The organism is Pseudomonas sp. S30 (assembly GCF_016518545.1).
GTDB lineage: Bacteria > Pseudomonadota > Gammaproteobacteria > Pseudomonadales > Pseudomonadaceae > Aquipseudomonas.
The window spans coordinates 27078-44950 of record NZ_JACVTO010000023.1; the positions used below are offsets into that span (position 1 = coordinate 27078).

21 protein-coding genes are annotated in these 17873 nt (G+C 67.1%); 8 read left to right on the forward strand and 13 right to left on the reverse strand.

The window, feature by feature from the left end; translation table 11 throughout:
* The first annotated feature begins 112 nt into the window (after positions 1-112).
* The 6 genes from IAE34_RS20980 to IAE34_RS21005 are packed head-to-tail and all read left to right on the forward strand — an operon-like array spanning position 113 to position 3950.
* Positions 113-337, forward strand: coding sequence for a serine kinase (locus IAE34_RS20980; protein ID WP_200140868.1), 225 nt, complete (start codon positions 113-115; stop codon positions 335-337).
* The gene (locus tag IAE34_RS20985; protein ID WP_200140869.1) at positions 324-761 is read left to right on the forward strand and encodes a type III secretion system chaperone; all 438 of its coding nucleotides are present in this window, start codon (positions 324-326) and stop codon (positions 759-761) included. Before IAE34_RS20980 ends, IAE34_RS20985 begins: the two co-directional genes overlap by 14 nt.
* A complete protein-coding gene (sctC, locus tag IAE34_RS20990; protein ID WP_200140870.1) occupies positions 754-2901 on the forward strand; it encodes a type III secretion system outer membrane ring subunit SctC in 2148 nt (715 codons plus the stop codon). The genes IAE34_RS20985 and sctC overlap by 8 nt, the downstream gene beginning before the upstream one ends.
* Positions 2898-3107, forward strand: coding sequence for an HrpT family type III secretion system protein (hrpT, locus tag IAE34_RS20995; protein ID WP_200140871.1), 210 nt, complete (start codon positions 2898-2900; stop codon positions 3105-3107). Before sctC ends, hrpT begins: the two co-directional genes overlap by 4 nt.
* A gap of 6 nt (positions 3108-3113) precedes the next feature.
* Positions 3114-3491, forward strand: coding sequence for a transcriptional regulator (locus IAE34_RS21000; RefSeq protein ID WP_200140872.1), 378 nt, complete (start codon positions 3114-3116; stop codon positions 3489-3491).
* Between the two features lie 9 nt (positions 3492-3500).
* A complete protein-coding gene (locus IAE34_RS21005; protein ID WP_200140873.1) occupies positions 3501-3950 on the forward strand; it encodes a type III secretion system chaperone in 450 nt (149 codons plus the stop codon).
* A gap of 46 nt (positions 3951-3996) precedes the next feature.
* On the opposite strand, the gene IAE34_RS21010 is transcribed toward IAE34_RS21005, so the two are convergent.
* From IAE34_RS21010 to sctW, 12 genes are all read right to left on the reverse strand, one after another.
* Positions 3997-4509: a type III effector gene (locus tag IAE34_RS21010; RefSeq protein ID WP_200140874.1), complete on the reverse strand. Its 513-nt coding sequence runs from the start codon at positions 4507-4509 to the stop codon at positions 3997-3999.
* 123 nt (positions 4510-4632) lie between these two features.
* Entirely contained in the window at positions 4633-5733 is a 1101-nt protein-coding gene (gene sctU, locus IAE34_RS21015; RefSeq protein WP_200140875.1) for a type III secretion system export apparatus subunit SctU, read from the reverse strand.
* 14 nt (positions 5734-5747) lie between these two features.
* Positions 5748-6545: a type III secretion system export apparatus subunit SctT gene (sctT, locus tag IAE34_RS21020; protein ID WP_200140876.1), complete on the reverse strand. Its 798-nt coding sequence runs from the start codon at positions 6543-6545 to the stop codon at positions 5748-5750.
* Positions 6545-6799 (reverse strand): type III secretion system export apparatus subunit SctS, encoded by a 255-nt coding sequence (sctS, locus tag IAE34_RS21025; RefSeq protein ID WP_042731017.1) that lies wholly within the window; start codon positions 6797-6799, stop codon positions 6545-6547. Before sctS ends, sctT begins: the two co-directional genes overlap by 1 nt.
* 10 nt (positions 6800-6809) lie before the next feature.
* Entirely contained in the window at positions 6810-7463 is a 654-nt protein-coding gene (gene sctR / locus IAE34_RS21030; RefSeq protein ID WP_200140877.1) for a type III secretion system export apparatus subunit SctR, read from the reverse strand.
* Positions 7460-8566 (reverse strand): type III secretion system cytoplasmic ring protein SctQ, encoded by a 1107-nt coding sequence (gene sctQ, locus IAE34_RS21035; RefSeq protein WP_200140878.1) that lies wholly within the window; start codon positions 8564-8566, stop codon positions 7460-7462. Before sctQ ends, sctR begins: the two co-directional genes overlap by 4 nt.
* 1 nt (position 8567) lies before the next feature.
* Positions 8568-9128 carry a type III secretion system HrpP C-terminal domain-containing protein gene (locus IAE34_RS21040; protein ID WP_233631280.1) on the reverse strand — a complete coding sequence of 187 codons (561 nt, stop codon included), beginning with the start codon at positions 9126-9128 and terminating at the stop codon, positions 8568-8570.
* Complete coding sequence (locus IAE34_RS21045; protein WP_200140879.1) at positions 9121-9540, reverse strand: hypothetical protein; 420 nt, start codon at positions 9538-9540, stop codon at positions 9121-9123. Before IAE34_RS21045 ends, IAE34_RS21040 begins: the two co-directional genes overlap by 8 nt.
* Positions 9527-10888 (reverse strand): FliI/YscN family ATPase, encoded by a 1362-nt coding sequence (locus IAE34_RS21050; RefSeq protein WP_200140880.1) that lies wholly within the window; start codon positions 10886-10888, stop codon positions 9527-9529. Before IAE34_RS21050 ends, IAE34_RS21045 begins: the two co-directional genes overlap by 14 nt.
* Entirely contained in the window at positions 10888-11805 is a 918-nt protein-coding gene (locus tag IAE34_RS21055; protein WP_233631287.1) for an FHA domain-containing protein, read from the reverse strand. Before IAE34_RS21055 ends, IAE34_RS21050 begins: the two co-directional genes overlap by 1 nt.
* 80 nt (positions 11806-11885) lie before the next feature.
* Positions 11886-13973 carry a type III secretion system export apparatus subunit SctV gene (gene sctV / locus IAE34_RS21060; protein ID WP_200140882.1) on the reverse strand — a complete coding sequence of 696 codons (2088 nt, stop codon included), beginning with the start codon at positions 13971-13973 and terminating at the stop codon, positions 11886-11888.
* A complete protein-coding gene (sctW, locus tag IAE34_RS21065) occupies positions 13970-15106 on the reverse strand; it encodes a type III secretion system gatekeeper subunit SctW (RefSeq protein WP_200140883.1) in 1137 nt (378 codons plus the stop codon). The genes sctV and sctW overlap by 4 nt, the downstream gene beginning before the upstream one ends.
* A gap of 303 nt (positions 15107-15409) precedes the next feature.
* Between sctW and IAE34_RS21070 the strand changes: the two genes are divergently transcribed.
* Both IAE34_RS21070 and IAE34_RS21075 read left to right on the forward strand, forming a co-directional pair.
* On the forward strand, positions 15410-15946 hold the full coding sequence (locus IAE34_RS21070; RefSeq protein WP_200140884.1) for an RNA polymerase sigma factor: 537 nt from the start codon (positions 15410-15412) through the stop codon (positions 15944-15946).
* On the forward strand, positions 15943-16533 hold the full coding sequence (locus IAE34_RS21075) for a GNAT family N-acetyltransferase (RefSeq protein WP_200140885.1): 591 nt from the start codon (positions 15943-15945) through the stop codon (positions 16531-16533). Before IAE34_RS21070 ends, IAE34_RS21075 begins: the two co-directional genes overlap by 4 nt.
* 36 nt (positions 16534-16569) lie before the next feature.
* Here IAE34_RS21075 and IAE34_RS21080 read toward each other — a convergent pair whose 3' ends face one another.
* Positions 16570-17796 (reverse strand): cytochrome P450 family protein, encoded by a 1227-nt coding sequence (locus tag IAE34_RS21080; RefSeq protein ID WP_200140886.1) that lies wholly within the window; start codon positions 17794-17796, stop codon positions 16570-16572.
* Positions 17797-17873: the final 77 nt, after the last annotated feature.

Here is a 17873-nt window from a genome sequence, read left to right on the forward strand (position 1 = left end):
AGGCAGGTGCCGCTCGCGCCTGCCGGCAGGTCATCGTGCAGCACCGACGGAACCGCCGCGCCCCCAGGCGCCACTCACTCGGTGAACTCGACCCAGCCCGGAGCCACCGCCCATGTCTTCAATCGATGCCCTGCAGCGACGCCTCGACACCTACTTCCAGCGTGCTACCGACAACGTCAACACCTCGGCGCTGAACGCAGCGCAGAGCCAGTCGCTGGACGACATGCACACCTTTCTCACCAGCATGAACGGCATGTCGGTGGCGGTCACCGCAGCGACCCAGCAAACCACCGCTCACCACAACCTGGCCAAGGCGATCATCGATGCAATGCCATGAGCTGCGCGCACAGCTCATGCGCTGGAGTGCCGAAAGTGAATCGCTCAGTCCCCTGGACCTGGTGATCGACGACGGCGATGTCACCTTGAGCAAGCGCGAAGGAACGCTGCTGCTGTCGGTCGAGTTGCCGGGCTGCGGGGGCGACGAGGTCTCTGTGCAGGCCTTGCTGCGCCTGGCCCATCCGAGCCTCTCGCGGTTTCCCGGCGCATTGGCGCGCGCAGCCGACGACTCGCGGTTATGGCTGTTGGCAACGGCCTTGCCCGATGCCCATGCCGACGAGCTGATCGAGATGCTCGAAGCCTTGCTCAATCAACGCGACACCTGGCAATCGATGCTACCCAAGCATTCCAGGGGGCCAGCGGTCTGCGTGGCGCAACGGCCCGCTCACACTCACTTTCTCGGAACAGGACTGCGTCATGCCTAAGCAGTGGATCACGCCGTACCCCTCCATGGGCGAGGCCAGCGCTCACCCTCGCCGACCCACCGCGCAGCGCTGGCTGGCTGCGCTGCTCATCGCCTGGGGATTGGCCGCCGCGCTCGGCCTGGCCGCCCCGGCGCAGGCCGCTGTGCCGAACGACTGGAAGAACACCCCCTACGCCTACGATGCCCAGGACACGCCGCTGCCGAAGGTACTCGATGACTTCGCCAACACCTTCGGTGTGCAACTGGTGCTCGATGGCACGGTCAAGGGCACGGTACAAGGGCGTCTGCGGGCGCAAAGCCCCCAGGAGTTCCTCGACCGCCTGGGCCTGGAAAACCGCTTCCAGTGGTTCGTCTACGGCAGCAGCCTGTACGTCAGCCCCTTGCAGAACCAGCGCTCGAAACGGCTGGAGGTGTCTGCCGACGCTGTGCCGGACATGAAGCAGGCACTGACCGACATCGGCTTGCTGGACACGCGCTTCGGCTGGGGCGAGCTGCCCGATGAAGGGGTAGTGCTGATCACAGGCCCCGAACGCTACGTGCGCCTGGTGACGCAGTTCGCCAAGGTGCGCAAGACACCTGAGGAAAAACAGGAGGTGATCAGCTTCGCGCTGCGCTATGCCAGTGCGGCCGACCGCACGATCAAGTACCGTGGCGAGACCCTGGTCATTCCCGGGGTCGCGACCCTGCTCAGGGGGCTGCTGGAAAACCGTGCCCCGAACACCAGCGCAGCGCCACCGGCCTTGCCCCAGGCGGCCTTGCAGAACATCCAGGGCCATCAGTCGATGGCCATGGGCAACATCGAACAGCTGGCCCTCAGCGGCATGGGTCGGCCCAACACCAGCCGCGTACAGCCCGGCCAGAGCGGGGGTGGCAGCCGGGGCAGGATCCGCGTCGAGGCCGACGTGCGCAACAACGCCGTGCTGATCTACGACGCACCCAAGCGCCGGGAAATCTACACCCCGCTGATTCGCGACGTGGACGTTCCGCGCAAGCTGGTGGAGATCGACGCGATCATCCTGGACATCGACCGCAGCCAACTGGCCGAACTGGCATCCAGCTGGAACGTGGAGAGCGGCGACCTGATCGGCGGAGCGTCGTTGCTGCGCCCCGGTGCCAGCTCCACGGTGTTCATCCAGGACTACGGCGATTTTTCCGCACAACTGCGCGCCCTCGAAGGGCGCGGCCTGGCCACGGTGGTGGCCAATCCCTCGGTCCTGACCCTGGAGAACCAGCCTGCCGTCATCGACTTCAGCCGTACCGAGTACCTGTCGGCCATCGGCGAACGCGTGGCCAACATCGAACCGATCACCGCCGGCACCAGCCTGCAAGTGGTGCCGCATGCCATCGAAACCGGTGGCCACAAGCAGATCCAGATGGCCCTGGACATCGAAGACGGTCGCATCGAACCGTCTGCCGTCGGCCAGCAGACTCCCAGCGTGCGGCGGGGCGTGGTCAGCACCCAGGCGGTGATGGGCGAAAGCCGCTCGCTCGTGGTGGGCGGTTTTCACACCGAGGAAACCGGCGACAACCTGGAGCGGGTTCCATGGCTCGGGCGTATTCCCCTGCTCGGGCCGCTGCTGTTCTCATCGACCACTCGCCAGACCAGCCGCCGCGAGCGGGTGTTCATCCTCACCCCAAGGCTGATCGGCGACCAGGTCGACCCAGCCCGCTACATTTCGCCGCAAGACCGTACCCAGGTGGACAGCGCCATGGCGCGCGTCCAGGAGCGGCGCAACGGCAAGCGCCCGGTCGGGCGCCTGGAGGTCGGCGAGGTACTCGCCCATCTGGCGGACGGCACCATCCCGGCTTCGTTCAAACAGGCCGACTCGATCCCCTACGTCGCCGAAACGCTGTGCGCCCTGCAACCCGGGCTTTCGCTGGACGCCTCGCGCGCCCAATGGTTCGCCGGCCCGGACTACGGCATCGCCGTAGGCGTGGTGCGCAACGAAGGCTCGCGCCGGTTGCGCCTGGATGAAGCGAGCTGCGGCAGTCGCTGGACCCTCGCGGCCTCGGCCTGGCCCAAGGTGTGGCTGGAGCCTGGTGATGAAACCGAAGTGTTCGTGGTGATGAACCCGCCGACCCGCTTGCCGGGCAACGAACGCCCTTCCCTGTTGCACACCACTGCGAGGACCGCCCCATGAGCCGTGTACCGCTGCTGTTGACCCTGTCCCTGAGCCTGTCGCTGGCCACCGGCTGCGCCAGTCGCTCGGGCTGCCAGGCCGAGGCCTGCGAACGCGCCGAGCCCGATTCCGGGCGAATGGTGGTGTGGTGGTCGCCGGCCATGCGCGGCGGGCTCGGCTCGCCCGAGCGACCGTTGGACCACAGCGTCGTGACCCTGGAGGACTGAGCCGTCATGTCTTTTTCGGTGCACCGCGCGGACACCCGCCAGGCCTTTCAGAAGTACATCATCGCCGGCGTTGCCACCTACTGGGAAATCGCCCCCGGCATCGAGTTCGGCCTTCGGCGCGAGGCCCACAGCCTGGGCCTGGCCTTGCAGGTACAGAGCCAGGTATTGCGCGCCAACCAGATCCAGCAAGCCCTGGAGCGGCGCTTCGCCCACCCGCTGGAGTACGCGCCGTTGTCGGTGTTTCTCGACCCGCAACGCGCACTGGTGGTGTGGCAGGCACTGCCCGAACCTCCCCTGACCCCCGAACAGCTCAACCAGATCCAGGCCCGGCAACTGTCGCTGCTGGGCCTGGAAGACCTCGATGACCGTCCGGCTACCTACTGAGGCCCACCCATGACTGCTGCCCCCCTCGCCCACCGGCTGATATCGGCCCTGGCAGATCACCTGCGGGCCGACCTGCAGCTGCAGCAGGGCGTCTGCGCGCTCTATGACGCACAGGCCCGCGAAGCGGTGGTGATCGAGCTGCCCGACCACAGCGACATGGCCATCGTGCACTGCGCCATCGAGCTGACGGCCCATGCGCCTGGTCTGCACAAGCGCTTGCTGGAGCTCAACTTCCGCCTGGACCTGCTGGGCGGCAGCTGGCTGGCGCTGGACGACCAGGCCTGTGTGCGCCTGTGCGCGCAGTGTCCGTTGTCGGCCCTGGACGAAACCGCGTTCTGCCACTGGGTGGTGGGCTTCGTTCGCCAGGTCGATGCGCTGCGCCCGCGGCTGCTCGAACTGGCCAGGGCGGGCGATGCGCGACCGACGAGCCTGCCGCTGAACCGTACCCGCCTGAGCTGAGCCCTGCCCGCCAGGCGTTGCCGGGCAGGGCTCGACAACGCCTGTTTCAGCGCAGCTTCATGGCCTCGCCGCCCTCCTGCATGACCTTGCGAGCGCTTTCCAGAAAGCCCTTGGTAACCTCGCTGACCGTGTCGTTCATCAGCTTGGTCATGTCGGCAGCGGTCTTGACCTGCAGCATCGTCGCCTGACGCTCCTCCACGCCCATCTGCAACTCGAACTGCTGGGTCATCAACTGCCGCTGACGGGCCTCCATGTCATTGAGCAGCGTGTGCTCGGCGTTGGGCGCCGCCGGGGGCTGGGCGTGGGCTGACGGCGGCAGGTCGGTGGCCGGCGAAGCGGGTGGATGGGCACGACCAGGTGATCGCGTACGGGGCCGGCCGCGCTGCTGCAAGGCCGGGGGCGCCGAGGACGACCGTCCCAGGCCCTGCAGGCTCTGGCTGGCGCGGCGCTGCTGGGGTTCGAGCGGCTGCTGGTGGAACGAGGGCGCGTGGGACGACAGCGGGCTGTCGACCCCGTGCAGCGCGCCGGTGCGTCCGACAAGACTCGGATCTGGGGGCATGAGCGATTCTCCAGTGGATGGCTCGCAACGCGAGGGTAGGCCGAGTCCCCAGGCCTACGGCACCCGGGCGATTACGGCTCGATCACTGGGTGGCGACTGCGCACGCATCGGTTCCATCGCCGCTCAGCGCCGGTTGAGTTCGGGGATCTCGATCACCTCGCCCTTGGCTTCATCGTCCAGCTCGCGCAACACCCGGTAGAGGTGCGCCACGGCCTGCAGCGTTTCGCGGGGAATGAACGCGCCGACGTCTTCGCGGTAGATCGTGCGGGCCAGCCAGATGCACTGAATGACCGGAATGCGTGCCGCCTTGGCGCGCTCGATCAACGCCCGGGCCTGATCGTCGACGCCTTTGACGATCAGCTGCGGCAGCGCCGTTTCCTCGGGCCGGTAGCGCAGCGCCACGGCGAAGTGGGTGGGGTTGACCACCAGCATGTCGGCCTCCTCCACAGGCGTTTCGGGCTTGGCCGCGTTCTCTCCGGCCAACTGTCGGGCCAGGCTGCGGCGGTGCATCTTGACGTGTGGATCGCCCTCCATCTCCTTGAATTCCTTGCGCACCTCTTCCTCGCTCATGCGCAGGCGCTTGGCGAAGAAATATTTCTGCAGGCCGAAGTCGATGACCGCCAGCACCAGCAGCACCGCCAGGCAGATGTGCATGATGTGCCGGAACAGGCTGGCCAATCCGCGCCAGTAGGTCTGCAGGTCGCTGGCGACCAGACTGACCAGCGCCCCGAGCGCCGGCAACGTGACCAGGTACAGCACCGCCGCGATGAACCCGGCCTTGACCAGGCCCATGAACAGATTGATCAGCGCCTGCCCGGAGAACATCTGCTGGGCCTGGTTCAACGGATTGAGCCGGTTCGGATCTGGACGCAGGGCCTCGGGCGAGAACAGGAAGCCGAATTGTATCCAGCCGGCGACCAGCCGCGTGGCGATGGCCAGGCCTACGGTCATCAGGGTGAAACTGAGCAGCACGCTGCCGGCACGGGCCAGGGTTTCCTCGAGCGCGCGGGTGAAGTCCAGCGCCAGGCGATGCAGCGGGAACGTCACCAGATCCTGGAGCGTCTGCAGGCTGTCGTCGGCCAGCGTCAGCGCCACCTCGGTGATCACCGCCAGTACCAGCAGGCTGCTCAGGTCCTGGCTCTGGCCGACCTGACCCTTGTTGCGGGCATCGCGGATCTTCTTCGGCGTCGCGCTCCTGGTCTTTTCACCACTGTCTTCACTCATCGATCATCCCTCGTTCAGGGTGCCTGCAACAGCAGGTCGAGCAGGTGGCGGATATCGGCATAGCCCATCAGCCGGCCCGTCATCGCCTCCCACAGGGTGGGCAGGTAGAACAGCAGAAAGCCCAGGCCGATCAGGCTCTTGGCCGGCATGGCGAGGATGAACACCTGCAATTGCGGGCTGTACAGGCTCAGCAGGGCCAGGCTGAACTCCACCAGCAACAGCAGCCCGATGAATGGCGCAGCGTAGAGCAGCATGTGCATGAACATGTCGCCGAGCAGGTCGAGGAACACGGCGAACCCCTGCGCACCCGGCAGCGGCAGCCAGGTGGTGGGCGACCACACCAGGTAGCTGTCCCAGATCACCTGGGTCAGACTGCCCAGGCCCAGGGTGGCCACCAGCAGCAGGATGAGGCTTTCCTTAAACAGGTGGCCCAGGGGCGTGGTGTCGGTCCCCAGGGCCGGATTCAGCTGGCCGCCGATCAACGCGCCGCGCTGGTTGTCCAGCAGGGCACCCACCGACTCGAACAGCCAGAACGGCATGGCCAGCAACACCCCGAGCAACAGGCCCAGAACCAGTTCCTTGAGCATCAGCCCGGCCAGTGACAGCCAGTGCACCTGCGCATCGAGCAGCGCCTGCCGGATTCCGGGCGCCGGCAGCATGGCCAGGGCGAATACCACGGCGTGGCGTGGCAGACCGCGCAGATGCTGGAAGCAGAACACCGGTACCAGGTAGGCGACCGGATAGATGCGCGCCATGGCCAGCGCCACCGACAGCAGCAGGTCGAAAAAGGGCAGGAAGGCCGAGGTCGTCATCAGGTGTTGGCCATCATTTCGAACGCTCGGCGCAGCAAGCCCATCAGCTCGCCGCCCACCCAGCGTCCGGTCACCAACAGGGTCAGGCCCACGGCGACCAGCTTGATGCCGAACGGCAGGGTCTGGTCCTGGATCTGCATGAGCGCCTGCACCAGCGACGTCAGCACGCCTACCAGCACCGCCACGATCAACGGCGGCGCCGAGAGCAGCACCACCAGCAGCATGCCTTCCTTGAACAGGGTCATCGCGTCCATTGGCCAGGCCTCACAGGTAGGAGTAGAACAGGCTGTCCAGCAGCTGCGTCCAGCCCTGGGCCAAGACGAAGATCAGCAGCTTGAGCGGCAACGAGATGGTCATCGGCGCGACCATCTGCATGCCCAGCGCCAGCAACAGGTTGGAGACGATCAGGTCGATGACGATGAACGGGATGTAGATCAGAAAGCCCATCTGGAAACCCGCTTCCAGCTCCGAGAGCATGAAGGCCGGTATCAGCAGCATCAGGTCATCGCGGCTGGCCGCCTCTGCACGTTCACGGGGCCACATTCGCTGGGTGTTCTCCAGCAGGTGGGTGAGGATGTCGGGGTTGGTGTTGCGCGCCATGAAGGCCTGCAACGGCTTGATGGCGTTCAGCGCCGAGGCTTGCAGCGCCTCGGTATGGCTGAAGTCCAGCGGTCGCTCCTGCAACGCCTCGGCGACGTTGTGACCGACCGGCGCCATGATGAACAGGGTGGCGGCCAGGGCGATGGCGTAGAGCGCCATGTTCGGCGGCACCTGCTGCACGCCGATGGCGTTGCGGGCGATGGTCAGCACGATGGCGATCTTGAGAAAGGCGCTGCAGATGATCAGCAGCAGCGGGACCAGGGACATGCCACCGATGAACAGCGCCAGCAGGAAGGGGTCGATCCCCTGAAAGCTCATCCCGCCACATCCAGGCTCACGATCTGCAGCCCCAGTCGGCCGTCGATCTGAACCAGTTCGCCCTGCGCCACGGCTCGCTCGCCGTGGAACAGCACGGCGCTCCCTGCCGCCACGCCCTGCACCGCCAGCACCACGCCGGGCGCCAGGTTGCGCAACTGACCGAGGGTCAGCTCGAGGTGGCCACAGCGCAGGGTGAGCGCCAGGGGCAGGTCGTCGAAACGCTGGGCAGGCTCGCTGGCGACCGCTGGTTCGGCACCTGCCTGCTCGGTCTCCTGGCTCGTGGTCTGCAGGACAGCGGGATCGAACGGCGCAGCGTCATGCGCGTCGTCCGATGGGTGCTGAGCGTCGCTCCAGTCAGGGGTCAGAAGGTCGATGTCGGCATCGTTGTTCATGGTGTTCTCCTCGAGCGCAAGTACGGTCAGGTGCAAGGGCGCGGCATGACCGTGCACCTGCACCTGCAGGCAGTGACGCCCCAGGCGCAGCAGGCCCTGGCCGGAGGCATCGAACAGCGGGGTTTGGGCAATGACCACGTCGCCGGGACGCAGCATGGCGAGCTCCGCTGCGGCAAGGGTCAAGTGGCCCAGCCCCAGGGGTATCTGCAGGGCGAAGTTCTCGATCCAGTGGCTGCTGCGCCGCTGCCAGGGTGCGCCGTCGAGCAGGCCCAGCAGGGTCTGGGCGGGCAGGTGCAGCTGGCTGCTGACGCAGCTAGCTCCCAGGCGCACGTCCAGGCGACAGGCGATGCCGCTGAAGTCGTCGGCCGGGAGCGGCTCGAAATGGCCGAAGGCTGCACGCACGGGTTCGCTCAGGACCTGGTGAAACACCGCCCAGAACCACGCGTCATCCGGCCCCGGTTCGGCGGGCCAGACCACCGGGCAGTCGCCGAGCAAACTCAGCACCGCCCCTGGATCACCCATGCGCAGCGCGCCGTGGGCACAACCGAGCAGGGCCGACCCGGCGCTGCTCGGTCCATGACCCAGGGACAGCGTCAGCAGCCCGGCCTCCTGACCCACCTGGTAGGGCAACTGCACGCCTGCCCCCAACCGCTGGCAGGCCAGCGCTTGCTGCGCGCTGATCGATGGCAGCGACAATGCCGTTGCACTCATGTCAGTCGTCCTCCTCTACGCGTGCAACCTGCACGCTGACCGGTTGTTCGAGCGCCTCTGCCAGGGCGTCCTCGAGCTGTCCGCTTCGACGCGACAGGTGCGCCTGTACGGCAGCGCTTTCCCCGCCCAGGCCGATGTGCCAACCCTGACCTGCCTCCAGGCGCCGAGCCTGCACCTTGACGCGGCCCAGGTGCGGCAGGTGCAGCAGCATGTCCAGCTGTTGCTCTGGCGTGGCGCGCAGGCGTGGGGTGAGTTGATCGACGAAGGCTTCCACCACGCTGCCTTCCTGGCCTGCCAGCGGGCAGGTCGAGCCAGGCCCTGGGGTGTCCTGCTGCAGGCCGCCGCCGACCGCCTGGACCGATTGGCGAAACCAGTAGCCGTCGCTGCGCGCCAGGCTGACCTGGGCATCGCATTCGCTGTCGACCGGACGATCACGCGGCGCCACCCGCGCGCTGCTCACCGGGGCCGGCGGTGGCCCTGGCCCTCGCAGCGGCGGATGAGCCTGGGCGTTCGCCGACCCGTGACGACCCGGCGATGGCGGGCGTACCCAATGCTCATTCATCGTCGGCGGCCCGCCCCAGCAGATCGGTCAGCACGCCGAGCTTTTCCATCGCGCGTCGGCAGGCAGTGAGCCGCTGCTGCGCGGCCTGGACCTGCTGCGCCTGGTGCTGCCGGGCAGCCTCCAGCGTGCGTACGCCCTGCGCCTGCTCGGCCAGTTCGCCCATCAGCCGACGCTCCTGGGTCGCCCACGCCCTCAATTCGGCCGCACCCAGCGCGCGCCCCCGATGCTCGGCGCACAGCGCCGTGCGTTGCGCCACCTGGCGCTCGCTGGCCTGCTCCCAGTGGGCATGTGCAGCCGCCGCTCGCGCCGTGCATTCGTGCAGCGCGGCGCGGGCCTGGCACAGCGCCCGCTCGGCCTGCCCTTCACGGTGTCGGCGCACGCTCGCCAGCGCCTGCAGGTCAGCCAGGGACATGGGCGGTCAACTGGTGCAATTGCGCAAGGGTCGAAGCCAGGGGCTCGGGCTCGCGCAGGTCCTGGCGCAAGAAACCGTCCAGCACTGCACGCGAGTCCACCGCCAGATCGGTCAGCGGGTCGGTGCCGGCCTGGTACTCACCCAGGCGCAGCATCAGTTCGATCTGGTCGTAGGCCGACAACAGGCGCCGCAACTGGATACCCGCGCGCAGGTGCTGCGGATCGGCCACGTTGGACAGTGTCCGCGACAGGCTCGCCAGTACATCGACAGCGGGGTAGTGACCGCGCTCGGCGAGCTTGCGCGACAGCACGATGTGGCCGTCGAGCAGCGAGCGCACCTCGTCGGCCACCGGATCGTTCATCGAGTCCTGCTCGATCAGCACGGTGTACAACGCCGTGATGGCGCCGGTCTCGGTCAACCCGGCGCGCTCGACAAGACGCGGCAACAGGCTGTAGACCGAGGGCGGCAGGCCGCCGCGTCCCAGCGGTTCGCCTGCGGCCAGGCCGATCTCACGCTGGGCGCGGGCGAAGCGGGTCAGCGAATCGATCAGCAGCAGCACCTTGCGGCCATTGGCGCGAAAGCCTTCGGCCAGCGCTGTGGCGGTGAACGCAGCCCGGGCACGCTCCATGCTCGAGCGGTCCGAGGTGGCACAGACCAGCACCGCGCGGGCACGCAGCTCGTCATCGAGCTCATGATCGAGAAACTCGCGCAGCTCGCGTCCACGCTCGCCGATCAGGCCGAACACGATGACGTCGCACTCCACGTTGCGCGCGATTTCGGCCAGCAGCGTGGTCTTGCCGCACCCGGCGCCGGCGAACAGCCCGACACGCTGGCCTTCACCGAGGGTCAGCGGCCCGTCGATGGCCCGCACGCCTGTGCTCAGGGGCTGGCGGATGCGCGGACGCGCGGTGGGCGCCGGCGCTTCGGCGATCACCGCCGAGGCCTGCAGCACCGACGCATCGGCGAACGCTCCGACGCCACCGTCCAGCAGCGGGCGGCCGAAGCCGTCCAGCACCTGCCCCAGCAGATGGTCGCCCACCTGCACCCGGTGCGGCATGCCCAACGGCTCCACCGTCGCGCCAACGCGCACGCCCTCCAGGCCGCCCAGCGCACTGAGCAACGCATCGTGCCGATCGAAGCCGACGATCTCGGCAAGCAGCGGCTCGCGATCGCCGCGCTCGACCCGGCACAGATCGCCGATCTGCGCGTCCGGCAGCCGGCATTGCACCAGGGTGCCATTGACCCGCTGCACCTGCCCGCGTATCGCCACCGGCGCAAAGCGCTGCAAACGGTCGCGGTGCGCGTTTTCCCAGGCTTGCAGGCGTGCCACCGCGGCGTGGTGCGCCATCACCATGTCACCTCATAGCGCTGCTCACCTTCGAACGTCACTTTGTCGTTGCCGATGGCAGTCAGGCGCAGGCCGTCGATCTGATCACCGAGAAACAGCCGCCGACCGTCGCCCGTGACCACATGGCCACGCTTGCCACCGACGATCTGGGCGATCTGGAAGGGCAGCCGCGTCAGCTGTTCGCGAACCTTGGCGATGACCGGAACCGGGGTCGAGTAACGATCCTGAAAACGCGCCAGCAAGCGTTCGACCACGGCCAGGCGCTGGCGGGGCAGTTCCCCCACCAGCACCAGTCGATCCTCGCGCAGCTCGACCTGCACCTGCCCGGCCAGGTCACGCTCCTGCAGCATCCGATCGAGCTGCCGACGCACCGTCGCGACGTCATCGAGCAGCACCTTGCGCCGCTCGGTCGCCTGCGCCGGCTCAGGCTTGACCGGCGGCGCCGGTTGGCTGGTGAATGCCCAGGCACTGGACGCCACGGTGATCACCGCTGCGGCGATGGCCAGGCGCCTGGGCCAGGAAGGACGCGGCGCCGGCCTGGCAGTTGCGGCCAGGTCTGCACCAGCCCCGGCACTGTCCGCCGGCGCCCCCTGTGGCCAAGGCTCCTCTGCCGCTGCAAGGCATAGCCAGATGCCAGCGATGACGAACCGGGTGTCGACCGACAGGGGCCGCACGCCGACCCAGGCATGGCCCTGGGCATCGCCCGCGGCACCGTCCAGCAGCTCCAGGCGCCACTGCCCAGCATCGCGCACCAGCCGTACATGGCGAGCGCAGATGCCTGGATCGTAGAGTGCCAGATCGACATCCGGTGCCGCCCCGACCGTCCACTCATCGCCCACCAGCGGCAGCGCCGCACCCCGGTGCAGACCACTCAATACCCGCAGCTCGAACATGGCCAACTCCTCAAGGGGCGACATCACTCGCCCTTACCTGTCACGGGTGGGTCCGCCGCAGGCACCCACCGAGTTCTGTACGTGCGCCCGGTAGCGCCCCGCCGTCAGGCCGCGTCTTCCATGCGCAGGCACTCCTGCTCGAGGTCGAAGCGGCCCAGGACATTGACCTGGGCACTGCTGTGCAACTCGCTGAAGGCCAGCACCGGCACGTGGTTGAATTCGTCGCGCAGCAGGTCGCGCAAGGGCGCGCGCAAGTCCTGGGCGACCAGCAGCACGGCCACGCGCCTGGCTCGCAGGGGAAAACCTTCACGCAACTGCAGGACCAGCGAGCGGGTGTGGCCGCTCTCCAGAGCGAAGAAGGTTTCGGTCTGGGTCTGGCGCAGCGCGTCGCGCAGCAAGGTTTCTGTCTCCGGCGTCAACAGCCACACATGCAGACCCTCGGCATCGCGGTACTGGTGATAGATCTGCGATTTCAGGGCGATGCGCGCGTAGTCGGTCAGGGCGCCCACGTCTCGTTCGTGTTGGCCGTGCTCGATCAACGACTCGGCGATCAGGCGCACTGCCCGCAACGGCACGCCCTCCCCCGCCAGGCGTTGCAGCACCGCCGCAAACCGCGCCAGCGGCATGGTGCGCTGCAGCTCCTGCACGAGCTCCGGTTGGCCGGCTTCGAGCCAGCTGAGAATCGACTTGCTTTCCTGCAGGCCGAGGAACTGCGGCCCCGTGGCGAACATGGCGCGGCTCATCCGCTCCACCAGCAGCTCGCTGGCGGACACCGCCTCCACCCGCTCATCGGCCAGCAGCGGATCATCCGGTGCCAGCCACAGCCATTGCTGTTCGTCGCGCGCCTCGCTGCCCACCTGCGCATCGCGCGGTTCGAACGGCAGAGGCCCGCGCGCCACGGCGACCCGCTCGCTGAAGGTGGCGCGCAAGGTAGGCACCTCATGCACACAGAAGCGACACTCGTCGGGGTCCAGCCAGGCGTTGTATTCGATGTCGAACGGCGGCAGCGTCAGGCCGAAACCGGCCACCAGGGCGTTGCGCTTTTTGCGGATCGCCTGGATGACCTGCTCCAGCGCCGGGTCGTCCTGGCGGGTCTGGGAAAACTGCAGCAGGTAGGCGCGGGTGGGATCGAAACTGCGCAGGTCCTCGGCACCGTTGTGTTCAGGCGCCAGCGTCGCCGGCGCCTGATCGCCCTGTTCCACCTGGCGTGCCCGAGCACGCAGTTGCAGCAGGCCGGCGCTGCCGGTGATCAGCGCCATGACGATGAACACCAGGGTTGGCATGCCCGGCAGCGCCGCGAATCCCAGCATCCCGACCGCAGCGATCACCCAGGCCTTGGGTTCGGCGGTCAACTGACTGGCGATCTCCTTGCCGACGCTACTACCGGCAGGCTGACCTTCGGGCGACACGCGGGTGATGATCATGCCGGCGGTGAGCGAGATCAGCAGTGCAGGAATCTGCGCGATCAGGCCATCGCCGATGGTCAGCACCGAATACAGGTGCATGGATTCGGAGGCGCCCATATCGTGCTGCATCATGCCCACCGAGAAACCACCGATGAGGTTGATCACCACGATCACCAACCCTGCGATGGCGTCGCCCTTGACGAACTTCATCGCCCCGTCCATCGCCCCGAACAGCTGGCTTTCCTTGTTCAGTTCCTCGCGCCGGCGCCGGGCCTCGCTGACATCGATCAGGTTCGCGCGCAGGTCGCTGTCGATGGACATCTGCTTGCCCGGCAGCGCATCCAGGGTGAAGCGTGCAGCGACCTCGGCCACGCGCTCCGAGCCTTTGGTGATGACCAGGAAATTGACCACCGTGAGGATCAGGAAAATCACCAGCCCCACCGCCAGGTTGCCGCCGACCACGAAGTTGCCGAAGGCCTGGACGATATGCCCGGCGTCGCCCTGGAGCAGGATCAGGCGGGTGGTGGCGACCGAGAGCGCCAGGCGAAACAGCGTGGTCAGCAGCAGCACGGCCGGAAAGGACGAAAACGCCAGCGGGCGAGGCAGGTAGAGCGAAAGCACGATCAGCAGGCAGGAGATGCAGATGTTGACTGCGATCAGCACGTCGACCACAGCGGTCGGTAGCGGCAGGATCAGCATGAACACGATGCCCAGCACCACCACCGCACCCGCCACTTCGATGCGACGCAGCGCGGCATCCGCCACCCGGTTCAGCAGGGCGATCATGGCCGCCGGCCCATGACCGGCACGGCGGTCTGCCCACGCACTTCATCACGGGAGCGCTCATCGAGCAGCACCAGGACATGCTTCAACGCGCTCTGCCGACTCTTGCCGTCGCGCCACAGGGCCAGCGGCAGGCGCTTGAGCATGGCGTACAGGCCATTGAGCGAGACCAGTTGGTCGCGCGCCTGCTCGCCGCCCAGCTCGCGGCCGATCCGGCGTATTTCGCCAGCCGACACGCCACTGGCCGCCACCCCGAGCATGCGTTGCAGCAGGGTCACCGCCGTGAGCTGGCTGGCCTGGCAGCTACCGGCCAGTTGCTCGAGCAGTTGCCGGCAGCTGTGCAGCACGCTGCCGAGCTGGGTCGACGCGGTCAGGCCGATCAGCAGCGTGCGCAGCTTGGCGCTTGGGCTGGACGGCGCCTGCGCGGCGATGTCGTCCGCCAGGGCACGACGCATCATGTCCAGTCCCGACGGGAACTCGGATTCGCCGAACAGCCCCAGCAGTGCCTGCATCATGGTAGGCAAGGATTGCTTGAGCACCACGGTATCGTAATAGAGGCGGCGCACCGCCTGACGCAATTGCGGATCGCCGCCGGCGGCGCGCAAGGCCTGGGCGATGTTCATCCCGGCACGGATCTGCGCACCGTAGCGTTCGCGCAAGGCCTGGAGATACTCACGGGCGCGCTCGGCCTCGACCCGCCGCTCCTGGGTCTGAGCCTGCTGCAGCACGAGTTGCAGGACCAGGTCGGTACGTGCCGGATCGCCGCCGCTGGCCTGCACCAGGGCTTCGAGCGAGGGCTCGTCATACAGCATGGCGCCCGTCTGTGCCGCCATGGCACTCAGGCTCTGCTTGCCCGGGTGGCCGAGCTGGTCGAACCATTCTTCCAGGCGCTCGCGGGTTTCCACAGGCGCTGCGTCCAGCCTGCCGCGCGCCTGGCGAATACGCCGCTGGCTCATGGCCTTGGTATTGCGCTCGACATGATGGCTGAAGGTCATGCCGACCTCCTCCATCGAATTGGTCTGCACGGCCAAGGGCGCTTGCGTCGCTTTTTCCGCACCGGTCAGCGCCGAAGCAGCCTGAGCGAGGTTGACGGCAAGGCGCAGGCTGTTGTGGGTCTCTACTTTCATGATGGCCATGGGCGTGATGTCGAGTGCTCATGGGTGGCACAGGCTGGCGAATCGGTTCCCTGCTCGCGACAGGCATTTTCGCAGCACTCGGCACAGGGCCAGGAACCTGCTGCCCACCCGACCCGGGCGTGCAAGTTCTTGCAGTGGCAGCGGGTCGGTCTGTGCAGCTCTCTGCACCCGATTTCCCGCGACCACTTGGAAAACTCATTGTTTATCAACTAGTTGAGAATTGGATCCGGTTTGGCACAGGTCCTGCTGATAGGGGTTGTCGACCTCCATCGACCCCACGTACCTATCGAGAGGGATCTACCGATGAGCCGCCTGAACTTCGCTTCACCCCAGAAATCGTCCTCACCGGGTATCGCCTTCGGCGAGGAACGCAAACTGCGCCTGTTCGTACAGCGACGGGTGCTCAATCAGGATGACGCTGACGATCTCATCCAGCTGACCTACCTGGAGGCCTGGCGCAACCAGGAAAAATTCCAGGGCCTGGCCAAGCCCGATACCTGGCTGTGCGGCATTGCCCTGAACCTCATCCGCAACCACTTTCGCCGCTACTACGCGCAGCCGCCACTGAGCAGCTTCGATGAGAGCGAGTTCCACGCGTGCAGCGACGACGTCGACCTGAGCGAGCAGTGCGACAGCCGTCGACTGCTCGACCGTACGCTGCTGGCCATGGACGCGCTGCCCCAGGCGATGCGCGAAACCCTATGGACGGCCGTGGACACCGAGAGCAGTTATCGCGATGCCGCCAAGCGCCTCGGGGTGCCCATCGGCACCGTGCGCTCACGCCTGTTCCGCGCCCGCGAGCAGCTCAAACGAAGCGTCTATGGGGAGGTCTGGCCATGATCGGCAATCGTCTGAGCAGCCGCCGCGACCTGCCGCACGGCGTGCGTCGCTACACCCCCGACGACCTGCCGGTGATGACCGACATCTTCAACGAAAGCGCTCTGGGGGGGACCAGTTCGCCGGTGCTCAGAACGTTTTCCCTGAAGGAGATGACGTTCTTCATCGACTGCTTCGTCAAGGAGGGCGACCCGATCTACGTGCTCGAACGCGGCGGCGAGGTGGTCGCCTGGCTGATCGTCAACCGCTTCTGCTGGGGCGCCCAGGCCTGTCGGCTCACCGGAGAAGTGTCGATCTACGTGCGTGGTGACCACGTGGGCAGCGGCGTGGGCATTCGCCTGGGCCAGGCCGCCGTGGTGCTGGCCCGTCGTTATGGCTTCGAAACGCTGGTGGCCTGGATCATCGAGCACAATCAGGCCAGCAGGCGCGGCGTGCAGGGCCTGGGCGCGACGCAGTGGGGGCGTTTCCCAGGCATCGCCCGCTTCGCCCAGACCCGAGCCGACGTGGTCCTCTATGGGCTGCACCTGATCGAGCCCGCTTCGCCCGCCGCCAGCGCAGAGGCGCCACCGACCCAGGCCGTGCCGGCCTGACACCAGGGCTCGCCTGGCCCACCGCCCGGGCGAGCCTCATCCACCGTGTCCGTTCACCGACCAGCATACCGGCAAGGCGCGCGGCCCGCGGAAATTAGGCACGTAGCGCCATTGCACGGCGTCGGCTGCCACCGCCAGGCGCAATTCCGGACAACGCCTGAGCAAGGTGTTCAAGGCGATTTCCAGTTCCTGCCTGGCCAACGAAGCGCCCAGGCAATGATGAGCTCCCTTGCCGAACGACAGGTGCGGGCACGCCGCCCGGGTGATGTCGAAGGTATCGGGGCGCTCGCACAGCGCCGGGTCGCGGTTGGCCGACCCCACCACCGCCATCAGCAGTTGCCCGCGTTGCAGAGACTGCCCCGCCAGCTCAGTATCCCGGGTCACGAAACGCACCATGGCCCGCTCCACCGAACAATCGTAACGCAGCAGCTCCTCCACGGCAGCGGGCATCGACCGTGGATCGTCGCGCAAACGCCACAGCGCCTGGGGATGCTGCACAAGCAGGTAGACCGCGTTGCCGATCATCGACGCCGCCGTCTCGTGTCCGGCGACGATCAGCAAGGCGATCATGCTGCACAGCTCACTGTCGCTGAGCGCCTTGCCCTCTTCCTCCACCTGCACCAACGCCGACACCAGGTCATCGCCAGGGCTGGCCCGCCGCTGCTCGACCAAGGCCAGCATGTAGTGCGCGAACTCGCCATAACAGCGCTGCAATGCGCTCAGGTCGTGACCCACCTGCTGGACGATCAGCTGCGACCAGCGGCGAAAGTCGTCCCGGTCCTGCGCAGGCACGCCCAGCAGCTCGGCGATGACGATGATCGACAACGGGAACGCGAACTGCTTCACGACATCCATGTGACCCTCTGGCCCGACCTGGTCGAGCAAGGTCTCGGCGATCTGCTCGATACGTGGGCGCAGCGTATTGACCGCCTTGAGCGTGAACGCCTTGTTCACCAGCCGACGCAAACGCCGATGCTGCTCGCCATCACGGTTGAGCATATGCTCGTTGAGAAACGCGATGGCCTGCTCACCGCCCATCATCGCCGCGAACTGCGCGCTGATACGCCCCGGGTCACGGGCGAACCGCTCGCTGTCCAGCAGCACCGTCTCGACCTCCCGGGCGCCGGTCACATACCAGATCGGTAACTGCCCTGGCGGCTGGCTGAGGAACACCGGCGCGACATCGCGCAACGTCGCGTAGTGCCGATAGGCAGCATTACGAAAGGCCTCGCTGTTGAAGTCGAGGGTGGATTCGAAGGCCATGGACAGGCTCCAGGGTGAGGATCGTTGCCCTTGAGTGGCCCGACTCGCAGAAAAGATCCCCTCTGGCGTGACTCGGC